Source organism: Sorangium sp. So ce836 (genome assembly GCF_028553905.1).
GTDB lineage: Bacteria > Myxococcota_A > Polyangia > Polyangiales > Polyangiaceae > Sorangium > Sorangium cellulosum_D.
The window spans coordinates 4,820,958-4,834,989 of the sequence record NZ_CP102233.1; the positions used below are offsets into that span (position 1 = coordinate 4,820,958).

Consider the following 14,032-nt stretch of genomic DNA (forward strand, 5'->3'; position numbering starts at 1 on the left):
GACGGAATTGGGGGGGAGAGAGTCGGCGGGATTCGGAGGGGTTTGCGGGGGACGGGGGTGTGCGCGCGGGGCGATCGAGGGGGCGGGGAGGTGTCGCTGGTCTCCGGGGGGGAGCGGCGCGCGGTGGGGCGGGGATCCGTTCTTGGCGGTGGGGTGGGGTGGGGCCTGAGCGTTGATGTGCGGAGCGGGATCAGCGCCGGGGGGCGGCGGCGGGCACGTCGCTGGCAAGCTCGGCGGTCATGGGGAGAACTCGCTCGACAACAATCGCCCATCGCGCCCTGATCCGGACCGCGGTCTCCGGAGGACTCGCGCTCGCGACCGCCGCGTGCGGCGCCGGTGAACGGGGGAGCACCCTGGATGCACCGAGTCTGCCGCTGGCAGAGCGCGACAGCGGCGATGTCGTGCCGGCCGCCGCGAGCGACGACGGGAGCGAGCGCGCGGCGCCGGCGCCCGACGCGGCAGGGATCGCGAGCTTGGCGGTCCCGATCGGCAGCACCGGGCTCTCGCGCGGAAGGTCGACGGCGGTCGTCAAGGCGCCGCTGGAGCGCGTGCGCGCCACCGTGCTCTCGTTCGAGCGCTATCCGGAGTTCATGCCCCACTACAAGAAGTGCCGCGTGCTCGGGCGCACGCCAGCAGGCGGATGGGATATCTACATGGAGGTCTCGGCGCTGCAGGGCGCCGTCACGATGTGGGCCCGCATCGAGATCCAGAAGCGCGCCCTCGTGGAGGGGGTCGAGACCTACTCGTCACGCTTCGTCGCCGGCAACGTGAAAGACCTCCAGGCCACCTGGCAGCTGGAGAAGATCGACGGCCGGACGACACGCGTGTCCCTCGAGGTCTTCCTCCAGCCGAAGCTGCCGCTGCCGAAGAGCCTCCTCAACGCAGAGAACCTGGACGGCTCGGCGCGCGCCGTCGCGGCCGTCCGGGCGCGCGCCGAGCAGGCGCAGGACGGGAACCGCTGACGCTCGCCGGAGCGAGGCCGGCGGGGCGCGCTCCCAAGGGCGCTCGCCGCTCGCGCCGCTCGTCAAGGCATCCGGACGCTGAGGTTGTCCGCCGGCGCCCACGGGCCCTCCGGGGGAGGGGCGCCGAGCGTCCACTTGCGGACCGGCGTCCCAGGGGGCAGGCCGACGTAGTTGTGGCGGTGGCGGGACCCGTTCAGGTGCGCGCGGTTGCCCACGAAGGCGCTCAGCCCGGCGGGATCCTCGTTCTGGATGCCGTAAAGCGTGTTCCCCGACAGCGTGTTTCCCTCGACCAGCGCGCGCGCGCAGCCCCGCAGCCAGATCCCTTTTCCGTCGTTGTTGGCGGACTGGCACCCGACGATCCGCGCATCCTTCTGTCGATCGAGCAGGAACCCCGCCCCCTTCCGCGGGTCGCCGCGCGACGGACCGGCGTCGACCGGCGGGGCCGGCGGCTGCACGAACAGGGGGGCGCGGTGGACCGTGTTGCCGTCGGCGATGCAGTCGATGAACGCGTTGCCCTCGCCGCCCACGAGGCCGCCCTCCGGGGCCGCGAGCGGCGCCGACGCGATGAACCCGGCCGCGAGCCCGTCGTCCTCGGCCGTCCCGCTCGCGTTCCTGTTGCCCACGGCCACGCAGCGCCGCAGCACCACCTGGCCGGTCGCGTGGAGCGCGAAGCCGGCGGCGGGCGCGTTCGCGCCCACGCCGTGGTTGCCCAGCGCGCGGCAGCCCTCGATCGACGCGCGGAACACCGCCCGGCCGATGCGGAAGCCGAGCGCGGAGAAATCGCGGACCGCATCGGCGGACGCGCCCGGGTTCGCGTTGTAGTTCCCGTCCGCCTCGCAATCGACCATCTCGAGGTTGCTCGTGGTCGAGATGTTGAATCCGCACGCCCGGTTGCCGGTGAGCGTGAAGTTCCGGTTCGCCCGGCAGCGCAGGAACTTGTAGTTCTCGCCCCACGCGAAGAAGCCGGCGGGCTCGCCGCCCGACGTGTTGTCGTGCGCCTCGCAGTCCTCCACGAGCACGTTCCGGCAGACGACGAAGTCGGCGCCGACGACGTTGAACTGCACCCCGCTCGGCTCAGCGCTGGTGTTCGCCGTGCGGTTGAACACGCACCGCTTGACCTCCACGTCGTCGCAGAACAGGACGAGCGCGCCCAGCGTCACCACGAAATCGAGCCGGCTCGTGTTCTCCGAGCACACGCAGTCGAGCATCCGGATGTCGGACGCAAAGGCGATGTTGCCCTCGGCGTCCTGCGCGCCCATCACGAAGATCCCGCCGTTGCGGCACAGGAAGGTCGTGTCGATCACCCCGTCGCCGCCGCACCGCGTGACCGACAGGCCGATCAGATCCACCTGGCAGCACGCCCTGGCGACGATCCCCACCCCCTGGATCCCGACCACGCTGCCGTTCTTGATGACGAGCCGCCGATGCCCCTCGGCGTAGACACCCACGTTGCCGGAGACGACCTCGCCCCGGCACGACCGCGCGCTCGGATCCTGGGCGCGGGCGGGCGCCGGAGGGTCGATCTGCCGCAGCGTCCTCCCGCACAGGTCCAGCGTGACATCGTCGCTGGCGATCGTGATCGCCCGCGCGTCCTCGTCCGCCGCCACCCAGTCGACGTCCTCGACCAGCGCGTACTGGCCAGGCGCCGTGATGACGAAGGGGACACGGCGGGTCGGGTCCGGTCCGCCGTTGATGTCCTGCGCGGTGATCGGCGTCCTGCGGCAGCACGCGTCGCCGTGGGGGAGCTCGCTCATGATCCTCGGCCGGGAGTCTACCCGAGGCCGCGCCGCGCCGGGGCCGGCGCGCTCACTGGACCGGCACGGCGCGCAGCGACTCGGCGAGCTTCGCGTAGAGCGAGCTCCGCGGGTCGTCGCGCCGGTAGACGAGCCGGAAATGATCGCGCGCGAGCGACGCCGACGGGAGGAGCCGCTTCAGCTTGCCGCCGCGGAGCTCGGCGGCGACCATGTGGAGCGGCAGCACGGCCACGCCCTCGCCGGCGAGCACCAGCGTCTTCATCGCGGCGCCGAGCCCCACCCAGCGATGGCGCGCGAACGCGAAGCGGCCCACGCCGCCCGTCTGGTCCGCGAGGTACCGGAACAGCGGCATGGTCGCGTCGATGTCGAGCAGGCAGTGCCGCGACGCGTGCTCGGCGCGGGAGAACGGCTCGCGCCGCAGCAGCCTGGGCGAGGCCACGAACACGTAGCGCTCCTCGTGCAGCGTCTCCGCCGCGAGGCTCGCGGCGCTCCAGCGGGCGCTCGTGACCACGCAATCGACGCTGCGGTCGGAGAGGCGCCTCAGCAGATCGTCGGAGGAGCCGAAATAGAGGTGGAGGATCAGCTCGGGGCGCCGCCGCGTCAGCGCGCCGAGCTGGGGGACGATCCACGACATCCCGAGCTCGAAGCGCGTGCCGAGCGTCAGCTCGACCGGGGCGGGCGCGGGGCTCATCGCGCTGCGGAGGCAGTCCTCGGCGAGGGCCAGGCACTGGCGGGCGCGCGGCAGCAAGGCGAGCCCCTGCGGCGTGAGGTGCACCCGCCGGGTGGTCCGCTCGAACAGCGGGGCGCCCACCTGCTCCTCGATCTGCCGGATGCGCTGGCCGAACGCCGCGGGGCTGAGCGCGACGGCGCGCGCCGCGGTCCGGAAGTTCAGCGTCCTCGCCGCGGCCTCGAAGCAGGCGAGGTTCTCCAAGGACGGGAGCCGCATGGCCGCATTGTATCGTCCAGCGCAACAGTCCCGGCTGCGAAATATCGTTCCGCGAGCCGCGGGCGCGCGGGCCGCTGGCGCGGTCGTGGGGCGCGGCCTCCCGGTCGCGCGGCGCGCTGCGGGCGCGCCCGGGAGACGGCCGCCGGCGCGCGGGGCGGCGCAGGGGTGCGGCCGGGAGATGGCCGCAGGCGCTACCGGGGATCCTCGACGGGGGCGGTCCCGACCGCGACCGTGCCGCCGTTCGCGATCCACTTGAAGCCGTCGACGAGCGCGGTCGAGTCGAGCGCGTCGTCGCCGGTGTCGAAGATCATGAACCGCAGCTTGAGCTCCTCGCCGCCTTTCACCGGGGCCTGCGTGCGGAGCCAGCCGGTCGCGCCGGCGTCGTCCCACAGCCCGAAGCCGGTGCCCTCGAGCTCGTCCGCCCCGAGGGCGCACCCTGCGCAGACATCGAAGAAGCCGATGTTGACGCTGACCGGGTTGCCCAGGCTATCGAACGAGAGATTGCCGTTGAGCGACCCGGGCGGGGCCGGCGTCGCCAGCGCGAGGAACTGATCGTTGAAGTGCTGGCAGATGAACTCCGGGTATTCGAAGGTGTAGAACTTGAACGCGAACTCGTAGCCGGTCGCGTTCGTCGGCGTGCGGATGACGAGCTCGAGGCCGATGTCGTCGTTGATGTTCGACGAAGGCGGGCAATCCGGGTTGTCCTGCGGGAAGCCGGGCGGCGCCTCCCCCGCGCCGTAGTTCGTGCAGCTCGGCGTGTTGCACGCGCCCGGCCAGTGGGCGAGCCGGGCGCGGCCCGTGGACAGGACGAGCATGCGGTCCCCGCCCTGCACGTGCACGTTGGGGCCGAACGAGTCGAGCACGCCGACCGCCGGCGTGGGCGCCGCGCGCGAGCCGTCGCCGCGCACGTACTCAGCGCTCAGCACGCCCCACCTCCTGTCGCCGGGCGACGCCTTGGCACAGAGGTCGACGGCGTGAGCCCCGTGCATGGCGTCGAAGTCGGCGGGCGCGATGTTCCGGTCGCACGTCGGCAGCACGTTGTCGATCTCGCCGTCGCAGTCCTCGTCGGCCGGCTCGGGCACGACGCCGGTGTCGTCAGGCTCCGTGATCGCGACCTCGAGGGCGCCCGGGTTGACGTTCGCGTCGTCGTCGTTGCAGTCGCCGTCCTCGACGGTGAACCCGTCGCCGTCCTTGTCGGGCTGCTCGAGCTCGCCGCTCGGCGCGCCGCCGTGGCCGAAATCGTCCCCCGAGCTCGCCCCCGCGGGGCTCCCGCCGGCGCCGGCCTCCGCCGTCGTGGCGCTTGTCGCACCCCCGCCGCTGCCGGCCGCGCCGGGCGCCTGCTCGTCGCGCGACGCCGCGAAGCACCCGCTCGACGACCACAGCGCCGCCCCGACGCTCGCACAGAGACCCAGGTAGATGAAGCGCCGGCCTCTCACGGTGCATCTCCTCGATGAGCGCTCGGATCGCCGGAGGGCCCTCGCGTTCCCGGCTGCCCGTCGCACATCCAATCCCATCATGGCCGTGGCTCTCTGTCTGCCGTTCCCTGCCGCGAGGGCGCGGACCCGCCGTCGGGCGGCTCGGCCCCTCGCCGCAGGAGCCGCGCGGCCCACGCCGAGAGCGCCAGCAGCCCGAGGGCCAGCGCGGCCCCGATCGGCGCGCGGTGTCGCTCCGTGAACGGTAGGTCGCGCGCGATTGGGGCGGCGCCGAAGCCAGGGTTGGCCTGCGCGGCGCCGAGCCTCGCGGCGACGGGCGGACGCTCGCGCTCGACGCGGTCGAGCACGTCGCCGAGGTCGTAGCGGGGGCGCTTGCCGAGCGCGTCGCCGACGTAGAGCCGGTGCGGGCCGGGCTGAGCGGCGCGGAACACGATCTCGCGGGCCCGCACCTCGCCCTGCGCGCCCGAGAGGGAGAGCAGCGTCGAGTCGCCGTCGTGGATCGTGAGGCGGAGGAAGCGCTTCCGGGTGGGGCTCAGCGGGATCCGCGTCGACGCGAGCGCCGGCCCGGCCTCGCCGCGCGGGTGGATTCGATGGATCCGGCCGCTCCCCACGGCAGGCCAGACCGCGCGGTAGGTGGTCGAGGCGACGTCGACCCGCCGGCTGAACTCCGGCGTGGCGACGTCGAGGAGGACGGCGTGCAGCGGCGCGCCGTGGGCGCCGGCGTCGAGCGTGACCAGGGTCGCCTGCGCGTCGTCGTCCCGCCGCGTCTCGACGATCGCGAGCGGCAGCAGCGCGGCCTTCTCGGCGGCGGCCGGCGGCTCGCACGCGACGGTGCCGCCCGTGATCCGGACGTCCGCGGCCCCGCCGGGCGCCGGGGCGCCCTCCGGGACGAGGCGGATCCGGACCAGGGCGGCGCGCGAGAGGGGGTAGGCGACCGCGAGGTGCTCGACGGCCTCGGCATCCTGCGGGATCCGGTACACGTAGGCGCCGCGCGCCACCTCGCTGAGCGATCCCGGGTCCGCGCCGGTGTCGACGCGCGCCTCGCGGAGGAAGCTGCTGCCGAGGACGCTGAGCTCGACCCGGCAGTGGCGCGTACCGGGCGCGTCGAGGGCCCAGGTCGCGTGCGCCACGCCGGCGGCGTCGACGCCCGGGTCGAGCATCGTGGCGGCGATCCGCCCGGAGGAGGGGGCGGCGCCCGTCTCGCGCAGCACGTACGGCACCTCGGCGCCGTCGGGTCCGGCGATGCGGACGTCGGCGAGCAGGTCCTCGGCGCGGCTCTCGCGGTAGAGGTCGAGATCGACGTCGATGCGGTGGTCGCCGGCCGCGTCCACGCCGTCGATGGGCCGGACGAGCGCGTGCTTCTCGATCCGCAGCGGCGCGCCGGTCTGCGCCTCGGAGGGCCGCGCGAGGCCGGTCGCCGCGAGCAGCGCGCAGAGCCCGGCGGCGCTCTTCGGCCCGGCGCGCAGGAGCGTCACGAGGCGCCGGCCGAACCGCGCGTAGAGGAACCCGCCGCCGACGAGCAGCGCGCCGACGCCGGTGAAGAGCGCGATCTGGTAGATGCGCTCCACGTGCCAGACGTCCCACGCCACGAGCTTCGCGATCGTGACGGCGAACAGCGAGAGCCCGGCGTACCGGTGGAAGGCGTCGCGCGCCGCGAACCCCGCCGTGAGCAGCGCGATGGCGGCGAGCGCGAGCACGAGCGTGGTCGCCATGGCGAGGCTGCCCTGCTGGCCCTCGAGGGCGGCGCGGTGCTGCACGGCGAGCTCGGCGAACTCGGCCGCGTCGAGCGGGGCGGGGGGCGCGGGGGGCAGCGCGGTGAGCGCGCTCCGCACCTCGATGACGACGGTCGCGAGGAGCAAGGCGTACCCCGCGCCGAGCGCCGCGAGCCCCGCGGCGCGCAGGCCGGCGCGCGCGGGGCGGGCGGCGCTCGTGGCGCGCTCGGCGGCCTCGGCGCGCGCGATCCCGGCGCGGGAGAGCAGGCGGCCGGCGGCCAGCAGGGCCGCGCTCACGCCCGCGAACGCGTACGCCCTCGCGTTGAGCAGGACGGGGGCGGCCATGGCGCCGTCGCGGCCGCGCGTGTCGAACCAGGTCGTCACGAGCGCCTCGGTCTCGACCCGATCGACGCCGAGCGCTCGCGCGAGGGCGGCGAGGAAGAGCAGCGAGGTGACGACGAGCCAGGCGCGCTCGCCGGTGCGCGCGGCGATGGCCGCCGCGACCGCCGCGAGGATGCCCCAGACCACGGTGACGGTGGCCCCGCCGAGCCCGAAGGCGACGGCCGCGGCGAACAGCGCGAGCGCCTGCCCGAGGAGCAGGGCGATGCGATCGGCGGCGGGCGGCGCGACGGCGGCGGGCGGCGCGGCGGCGCGCAGGAGCGCCGCGCCGAGCGCGAGGTCCAAGGCGCCGGCGGCTGCGGTGAGCAGCGCGCGTAGCGTCGGCGTCTCCTCCGGCGTCGCGCCCAGCGCGGCCGCGACGAACCCGAGCGTCGCCACGCTCGCGGCGAGCGCGCCGGACCAGGGGAGCGCCGTCGCGCCGGGCTCGCGCGGGCGCCGCGCGGAGGCGCCCACGGCGCCGAGGAACACGAGCATGACGAGCGACGACGCGCCGAGGAAGCCCGCGTCGACGACCGCCGGCGCGGCCGCGTCGTCCGGCGCGAGCGCGCCCGGCGCCGCCGCCGCGATCGCGCCCGCCGAGGCGACCGCGGCGACGAGGAGCAGGGCAGGGAGCTCGGCGCGCGCGGCCATCCACGCCGCGACGGCGGCGGCGCCCGCGATCGCGACCGCGAAGAGCGCCGCGTCGGTCTCGAGCAACAGCATGCCCGCGGTGCAGGCGAAGAGCGCCGCGCCGGCCGAGCACGCGACGGCGGTCCTCCGATCGAGGCGGCCGGAGGCCCCGGCGCCGCGGAGCCAGCCGGCGAGGTAGACGAGCGCCCAGAGCGCGACCAGCGCGGCGACCGCCGTCCGGTGCGGCGTCGGCGCGTCCGCGAACGTCGCGGCGAAGGCGAGGAAGGCGGAGCCCATCGGCGCCAGCAGCCAGCCGTTCTCGCCGAGCGCGCGCAGCGCGACGGTCGCCGCGACCGCGAGCGCGATGGCGGCGGCGGCGAGCGCGCGCGGGGCGTCGAAGAGCAGCGCGCCCGCGCCTGCGTGCGCGAGCGCGAGCGAGGCGGCCGCGAGCGCGGCGGCGTCCGGGGGCGCCGCTCCGGGGGCGCCGTCGGCCGGCGCGGGGACGGTCGCGGCCGGGCCGCTGGCGGCGGTCCGGGCGGGCGCGGCGCCGCTGCCGGCGGTCGGGGCAGGCGCGACGTCGGGAGCGGCGCCCGGGGCGGACGCAGCGCCGCTGACGGCGGTCGGGGCAGGCGCGACGCCGGCGGCGGCGTTCGCGCGGCGCGACCACAGCGCGCGCAGGACGCCCTGCAAGGCCGCGAGCCCGACGAACGCGAGCGGCACGGCGCGGGCGGCGAGCGGGAGGTAGGGCCCCGGGAGCGCCTGGGCCGGCGTGTCGAGCCAGGGCAGCGCGCTCGGGTCTCCGCCGTCCGGGGGAACGCTCGCGTCGAAGTGCCGATCGTACCAGCCCCAGAACAGCGCCGTGTGGCCCGCGAGCGCGAGCCAGGGCGCGACGCGGAAGCCGAGCTTCGCGGCCACCGCGTGGACGACGCTGGTCATGAGCAGGAGGTAGCTGAACAGGACGAGCGGCCGGTCCTGCCCGGTCGACAGCACGACCGGGTTGAGGAACCCGGCGACGAGGGAGAGGATCAGGATCGCCTCGCCGCGGTGGCGGAGCGCGAGCGCGGCGCCGAGCAGGAGGAGCACCGTGTCCGCCGCGAAGGCGGCGGGGATCGGGATGAGCTCGTACAGCGCCGCGCTCGCCCACACCGACACGATCAGGACCGCGAGCCCGAGGCCGATGAGCGCGTGGACGAAGCGGCGCTGCGTTCGCCCGCGGAGCACCTCGGCCGCCGCGAGGAGCGCGGCGCCGGTCACGGCGCCGATCGCGACGCGCCCGAGGGGCCCGATCCAGGCGTTGTCCGAGGCGTATTTGAAGAAGAAGAGCGCGCCGAGCAGGAAGGTCGCCGCGCCTGCGCGGGTGAGCCAGGTGAGGCCGAGCCTCTCCTCGATGGTGGGTGTCTCCGGGCCTCCGTGGCGCGCGGCCGAGGCGGCGCCGGCGGCGCTCTCGTCGAGCGTCGCCGCGGGGCGAGGCTGGAGAGGGGCGACGGTCTCCGGGAGCGCGATCGCGGGCGGCGCGCCGGCGGCGTCGTCCGGGAACGCGATCCCCGCAGGCGCGCCGGCGGCGTTGGTGGCGGCGTCCGGGAACGCGATCCCCGCAGGCGCGCCGGCGGACCCCTCGTCGATCGCGGGCAGCGCGCCCGCGCCCCCGGCGGCCGCTGGGGGCGCGATCGACGGGGGCGTGAGGGCGTCCTGGGCAGTTCGCTCCGGCTCCAGGGGCTGCGCGCTGCGCGGGCTCTCCACCGCGGCGGTCGGCTCGGGGCGGCCGCGCTGCCCGGAGAGCTCGGCCAGCCGGTGCTCGAGCGCGTGGATCCGCAGCAGCAAATCCTCGTTGCGCCGGTTGGCCCGGACGGCGAACACGAAGGCCACCAGCGGGGCAACCAGGAGATAGCCGGCGAGCGCGAGCCCGAAAAAGACGACGATTCCTGCCCCCATGAAGGCGTCGTAGCATGGGGCGCCTGTCGCCGGCGCCGCCCGTCCGCGCGATGACGCCTGCGCTGCTCACGCTGCCCCTGCCGACATCCCACCCGTGCCTGCGAGACCTTTCGGCGCGCGCTGGGACTGGAGTAAGGTGCACCCCCATGAGGAACACACGCCTGCCTGATCGCCCGGCCCGGGGCGCCTGCTATCTTCCCCGTGTTCCCGGACGGCGGCGTTGCTCGGGGGGGGAGCGCGGCCATTCGGGAACAGTTCTTTTGTCCTCTCGCCTCGCTGTTCCGGAGACCTCGCGATGCTGAAGCACCCGACCGTCTCGGCATGGCAGCGCGATCACGAGGAAGGTGGGTATACCGCCGAGATCAACGGCTGGACCTTGCGGGTCCGCTGGAGACCGGAGCGCCCTGGCGAGCTCCGTGGCTTCGTGTGGGAGGCCGTCGATCCGTCGGGGAACAAGGTCGCCTCGAGCGAGATCCACGAGGAGATCGAGGTGGCGATGGCATACGCCGAGGAGCGCGCGGCCCCCGATCCGAAGAAGCACGGGTCGAAGACCATCGACTGAGGCGCGCGCCCCGCCGCGGCGCTCAGCCCGCCTTGTCCGCCGCCGCCTTGCGGCTCCGCCGGGTCGTATAATTCCGGATCACGATCTCTCCCACGCGGCCCCTGGCGTCGCTCTTCGCGTTGATGCTCCGGAGCGCCGCGACGCGGTCGATCTTGAACCGCTTGTAGAGCGGCGGGATCTCGGGAACATCGGAGTTCGAGAGCATCACCTGGACCCCCCGCTCGTCGAGCGCCGCGAACAGCGCCGCGAGGCGCTCCTGGTCGCGGAAGCCGAAGCCGCCCGCGCTGTACGAGGTGAAGTTCGCGGTCGGCGAGACGGGCGAGTACGGCGGGTCGAGGTAGACGAAGTCGCCCTCGCTGGCGTGGTCGAGCACGCGCTCGAAGTCGCGGACCTCGAGCTCGACGCCCTGCAGCGCCGCCGAGCAGGCCCGCAGCTGGGGCGCGTTGCAGATCGACGGGTTGACGTAGCGGCCGAAAGGCACGTTGAAGCGGCCGGCGCTGTTGACCCGGTAGAGCCCGTTGAACCCCGTCCTGTTCAGGAAGATGGTCCGCGCGGCGCGCTCGGGCAGCGTGAGCGAGGCGGGGTCGAGATCGCGAACCCGGTAGTAATGCGCCTCCTCGTAGGCGTGGCTGCCCAGCGCGGCGATGACCTCCTCGACCCGGTCGCGCACCGCCCGGTAGCAGTCGATGAGCTCGGCGTTGACGTCCGTCAGCGTCGCGCGTTTCGGCTGCAGGCAGAAGAAGAGCGCGGCCCCCCCGACGAAGGGCTCGAAGTAGCGCCCGTACGACGCGGGCAGGAGCGGCTGGAACTGCCGGAGCAGCTGGCCCTTGCCGCCCGCCCATTTGAGGAACGGACGTGGCAGCAGGGGCGCGGCGCTGTCGGCTTCGGTGACAAGGGCGGTGGTCATCGCGCAATACTGGACGCCAACCTACCAGGGCGCGCGATCGTCCTCAACCACCGAGGTCATGCCGGCGACCTCCCTGGTCCAGGGCCCCCGCCGGTCCGCCCGCGGCGCGCGTTCCCCCGCGCGACGTCCCGCGCCACGCATCGCTCCAGGCTAGGTCGTTCTATGTCCACACCCCGGCGCCTCCGGACGGCGAGATGTCTTGTGGGTAAACGTGGATGTTGGTCAATTTTATGAACAAATTCAATTGCTTGTAAGTGGGCGTGAGCGCGCGTGTCCCGGCGCGAGCGCTGCCCGGATCATGGCATGTCGCGGCTTGCGTGATCGCCGAGCGGGGATAAGTTGAAGTCTCGACACGCGGGCTGAACAGCCGCCGGCAAAGCGGGGTTCTCCCGAATTCACGCACCGCCGCTTCAGGCCATCTCGCCGTGGACCTCGGCGGCGCGGCAGGGGCTCGCCCGGGCGCAGGGCGCGGGCGCCCCGCGCCGGCTTTCGGCTCTCGTGGGAGCCGCCGTCCGCTCTCGACAGGAGGAATGCCGCCATGATGCTTGCCTTCGACCTCGATCGCGACGACGCCCCGCAGCAGCGCGGCCCCGCTCCGGCGGACGGGCCGGGCTGCTTCGGTGAGGCAGCGGATTACCGGGCTCAGCGGATCCTCTACGCCGCGCGCGGCTGGATCGCGGAGCAGGACGGGATCACCACGGACGGGCGCTCGCTCATCCTGCTGCACGCCCAGCGGACGTCGCCGGAGCGGCGCGAGGCGCTCGTGCGCTGCTTCGAACGGGTGCTCCTGCACGCCCCCCGGCCGGAGCTCCCCGCGCTCGCCGCGTCGCTGCGCCAGGCCGGGCTCTCCGTGGACGAGGGGCTCTCGGTGATGGGCGCCCCGGCCGGCGAGGTGCGCGCCGCCGTGCAGGGGCTCGGCCGGTTTCGCTCCTTTCCGGCGGGCCTCCGCCTCTCCCGGGTGTCGCCGGACGACGACGACGCCACGATCCGGTCGATCCAGGAGCTCCAGGCCGAGAGCGGCCACGCGCCGCTCCCTGGCTGGACCCTTCGCGGCGCCGAGGGGCGCTCCGTGACCCTCGCGCTGCGCGACGGCCGGGGCGCGCTGATCGGCTGCACGACCCTGTGCGTCCTGACGCGGCCCGAGGCCGCCGAGGACGGCGGGCCCAGGGCGCTCTCCCAGCTCGGGCTCCTGGGCGCCCCGCCGCTCTGGATCTCCGACGTCGGCGAGGCGCCCTCGTGGACGGGCATGCCGATCTGCACCTGCCTGCGCGAGGAGTACCGCGGCCGCGGGCTCGGCGCCCCGCTCCAGGCCGCGGCGCTCCGGGAGGGGCACGATCGCTTCGGGATCCGGTGGTTCTACGCGCTCGTCCGGGCCGGCGACGAGATCGCGAAGCGCATGAACGCGCGCTGCGGCCTCGCCCCGCATCGGGCCGAGGGGTTCCTCGTCGCGACGGCGGGCCCCGCCGAGAGGGCCCGGCGGCCCGCGGAGGCGCGCCGCGCCTCGGGCTGACCGCACGGGCGCGAGGACCTGGCCGAGCGCGCCGCGCCTCGGGCGGACAGCTCCGGCGCGGGGATCCGGTGGCGGGCGCCGTCTCAGGCGGAGAGCACGGGCGCGAGGAGCTGGCCGAGCTCCGCGGCGATCTTCTTCTGCTGCGGGACGCGCGCGCCGATCGACGCGAGGTAGAGCGTCCGTTCGCACACCGTGAGCCGCGTCGCGTAGAAGTCGTCGTCGCCGGCGACCGCATCGACGAGCTCGTCGAGCTCGGCGTAGCCGGCGATCCTGTCGGCGCAGCCGGCGCCCAGCGCGGCGAGCAGCGCGAGATCGTCGTCGCTCGCCGCGGCGCCCGCGGAGCGCGCGCCGCCGAGGAGCGCGCCCTCCTCGCCGGCGAGGGCGACGGCGCGCACGCCGCTCCCCTGCGTGGCCTTCGCCAGATAGCGCCCCACGGCATCTCGAGGGACAGCGCTCGGAGTCTTCTGTCGGTTCATCGGGTGCCTCCGGCCGCGACTCTGCCCCGCCCGGCGCGGATGCCCAAGAAATCGGCGCCCGCGCGCCGGAGCCGGGACGAGCTCGGCCGGAGCGCTAGCCGAGCGTCCACGGGGCCGGCGTCTCGCCCGCGGCGCGGCGGCGGATGCTCTCGAGCGCGCACTCGTAATAGCCGTCGCGCGCGGCCACGAACTCGTCGAGCTGCACGTCGCGCGGCGCGATCGTCACGGCGCCGCTCTCGTCCGGCGCTTGCCGCATCAGGCCGGTCACGCTGGGCACCTCGCCCAGGAAGAGGCGCAGCGCCGCGTGGAGCGGGAGCGACAGCAGCGCGGTGACCTCGGCCGGATCGGGGCGGAACGCCGCGAGCGTGCGGCGCGTGGTCGCGAGCAGCACGTCCACCAGCTCGCAGTCGATGATGCCGGGCGCGTGGTCGTCCATGTGGCGGCACGTGCCGAGCCGGATCACGTCGCCCGGCGCGAGCGGCAGGCCGATCTCCTCCTCGGCCTCGCGCAGCGCCTCCGCGAGATCCTCGCCGGCGCGGTAGTGCCCCGACACGGCGACCTCGAACGCGCCGGGCCAGGTGTCCTTGTCCGGGCTGCGCTGCTGGAAGAGCACCCAGGGCTCCGCGCTGCTCCGGCGGCCGTCGGGCTCGCGCTCGAGGACCACCCACACGTGGACGCTCCGGTGCCAGTCGCCGTCGCGGTGAACGAGCTTGCGCGCCTTGCGCACGCCGAGCGGCTTGCCGCTGCGATCGAAGATGTCGAACAGCTCGTCCCCGTCCTGCGCCGCCATGGGCCCGGAGGGTAGCGCAAGTCGAACGGAGCGGCGCCGT

At 74.9% G+C, this 14,032-nt stretch carries 10 protein-coding genes; 3 read left to right on the forward strand and 7 right to left on the reverse strand.

All coding sequences use genetic code 11. From position 1 onward, the window contains the following. Nucleotides 1-401: 401 nt before the first annotated feature. The gene (locus NQZ70_RS17630) at nucleotides 402-962 is read left to right on the forward strand and encodes a type II toxin-antitoxin system RatA family toxin (RefSeq protein WP_129581412.1); all 561 of its coding nucleotides are present in this window, start codon (nucleotides 402-404) and stop codon (nucleotides 960-962) included. 62 nt (nucleotides 963-1,024) lie between these two features. Here the strand turns inward: NQZ70_RS17630 and NQZ70_RS17635 are convergent, their stop codons facing one another. From NQZ70_RS17635 to NQZ70_RS17650, 4 genes are all read right to left on the reverse strand, one after another. Beyond that, the gene (locus NQZ70_RS17635) at nucleotides 1,025-2,716 is read right to left on the reverse strand and encodes a right-handed parallel beta-helix repeat-containing protein (RefSeq protein WP_129575249.1); all 1,692 of its coding nucleotides are present in this window, start codon (nucleotides 2,714-2,716) and stop codon (nucleotides 1,025-1,027) included. 52 nt (nucleotides 2,717-2,768) lie between these two features. Next, the gene (locus NQZ70_RS17640) at nucleotides 2,769-3,662 is read right to left on the reverse strand and encodes a LysR family transcriptional regulator (protein ID WP_129575250.1); all 894 of its coding nucleotides are present in this window, start codon (nucleotides 3,660-3,662) and stop codon (nucleotides 2,769-2,771) included. Nucleotides 3,663-3,853: 191 nt separating this feature from the next. Beyond that, nucleotides 3,854-5,098, reverse strand: a complete 1,245-nt coding sequence (locus NQZ70_RS17645; protein ID WP_129575251.1) for a choice-of-anchor L domain-containing protein — start codon at nucleotides 5,096-5,098, stop codon at nucleotides 3,854-3,856. A 77-nt stretch (nucleotides 5,099-5,175) separates the two neighbouring features. Continuing rightward, nucleotides 5,176-9,747 carry a DUF2339 domain-containing protein gene (locus NQZ70_RS17650; protein ID WP_129575252.1) on the reverse strand — a complete coding sequence of 1,524 codons (4,572 nt, stop codon included), beginning with the start codon at nucleotides 9,745-9,747 and terminating at the stop codon, nucleotides 5,176-5,178. Between the two features lie 295 nt (nucleotides 9,748-10,042). On the opposite strand from NQZ70_RS17650, the gene NQZ70_RS17655 reads away from it, so the two are divergent. Continuing rightward, nucleotides 10,043-10,309: a hypothetical protein gene (locus NQZ70_RS17655; protein WP_129575253.1), complete on the forward strand. Its 267-nt coding sequence runs from the start codon at nucleotides 10,043-10,045 to the stop codon at nucleotides 10,307-10,309. Between the two features lie 22 nt (nucleotides 10,310-10,331). Here the strand turns inward: NQZ70_RS17655 and NQZ70_RS17660 are convergent, their stop codons facing one another. Beyond that, entirely contained in the window at nucleotides 10,332-11,216 is an 885-nt protein-coding gene (locus tag NQZ70_RS17660; RefSeq protein ID WP_129575254.1) for a DNA adenine methylase, read from the reverse strand. A 538-nt stretch (nucleotides 11,217-11,754) separates the two neighbouring features. Here NQZ70_RS17660 and NQZ70_RS17665 point away from each other — a divergent pair. Beyond that, entirely contained in the window at nucleotides 11,755-12,726 is a 972-nt protein-coding gene (locus NQZ70_RS17665; protein ID WP_129575255.1) for a hypothetical protein, read from the forward strand. Between the two features lie 83 nt (nucleotides 12,727-12,809). Here NQZ70_RS17665 and NQZ70_RS17670 read toward each other — a convergent pair whose 3' ends face one another. Both NQZ70_RS17670 and NQZ70_RS17675 read right to left on the reverse strand, forming a co-directional pair. Further along, nucleotides 12,810-13,160 carry a hypothetical protein gene (locus NQZ70_RS17670; RefSeq protein ID WP_129575256.1) on the reverse strand — a complete coding sequence of 117 codons (351 nt, stop codon included), beginning with the start codon at nucleotides 13,158-13,160 and terminating at the stop codon, nucleotides 12,810-12,812. 136 nt (nucleotides 13,161-13,296) lie between these two features. Continuing rightward, nucleotides 13,297-13,992 (reverse strand): NUDIX domain-containing protein, encoded by a 696-nt coding sequence (locus tag NQZ70_RS17675; protein WP_129575257.1) that lies wholly within the window; start codon nucleotides 13,990-13,992, stop codon nucleotides 13,297-13,299. Nucleotides 13,993-14,032: the final 40 nt, after the last annotated feature.

Bases quoted from the DNA above. Each gene is read 5' to 3' on its own strand.
- NQZ70_RS17635 (WP_129575249.1), bottom strand. From the start codon at position 2,716: ATGAGCGAGCTCCCCCACGGCGACGCGTGCTGCCGCAGGACGCCGATC.
- NQZ70_RS17640 (WP_129575250.1), bottom strand. From the start codon at position 3,662: ATGCGGCTCCCGTCCTTGGAGAACCTCGCCTGCTTCGAGGCCGCGGCG.
- NQZ70_RS17650 (WP_129575252.1), bottom strand. From the start codon at position 9,747: ATGGGGGCAGGAATCGTCGTCTTTTTCGGGCTCGCGCTCGCCGGCTAT.
- NQZ70_RS17655 (WP_129575253.1), top strand. From the start codon at position 10,043: ATGCTGAAGCACCCGACCGTCTCGGCATGGCAGCGCGATCACGAGGAA.
- NQZ70_RS17660 (WP_129575254.1), bottom strand. From the start codon at position 11,216: ATGACCACCGCCCTTGTCACCGAAGCCGACAGCGCCGCGCCCCTGCTG.
- NQZ70_RS17665 (WP_129575255.1), top strand. From the start codon at position 11,755: ATGATGCTTGCCTTCGACCTCGATCGCGACGACGCCCCGCAGCAGCGC.
- NQZ70_RS17675 (WP_129575257.1), bottom strand. From the start codon at position 13,992: ATGGCGGCGCAGGACGGGGACGAGCTGTTCGACATCTTCGATCGCAGC.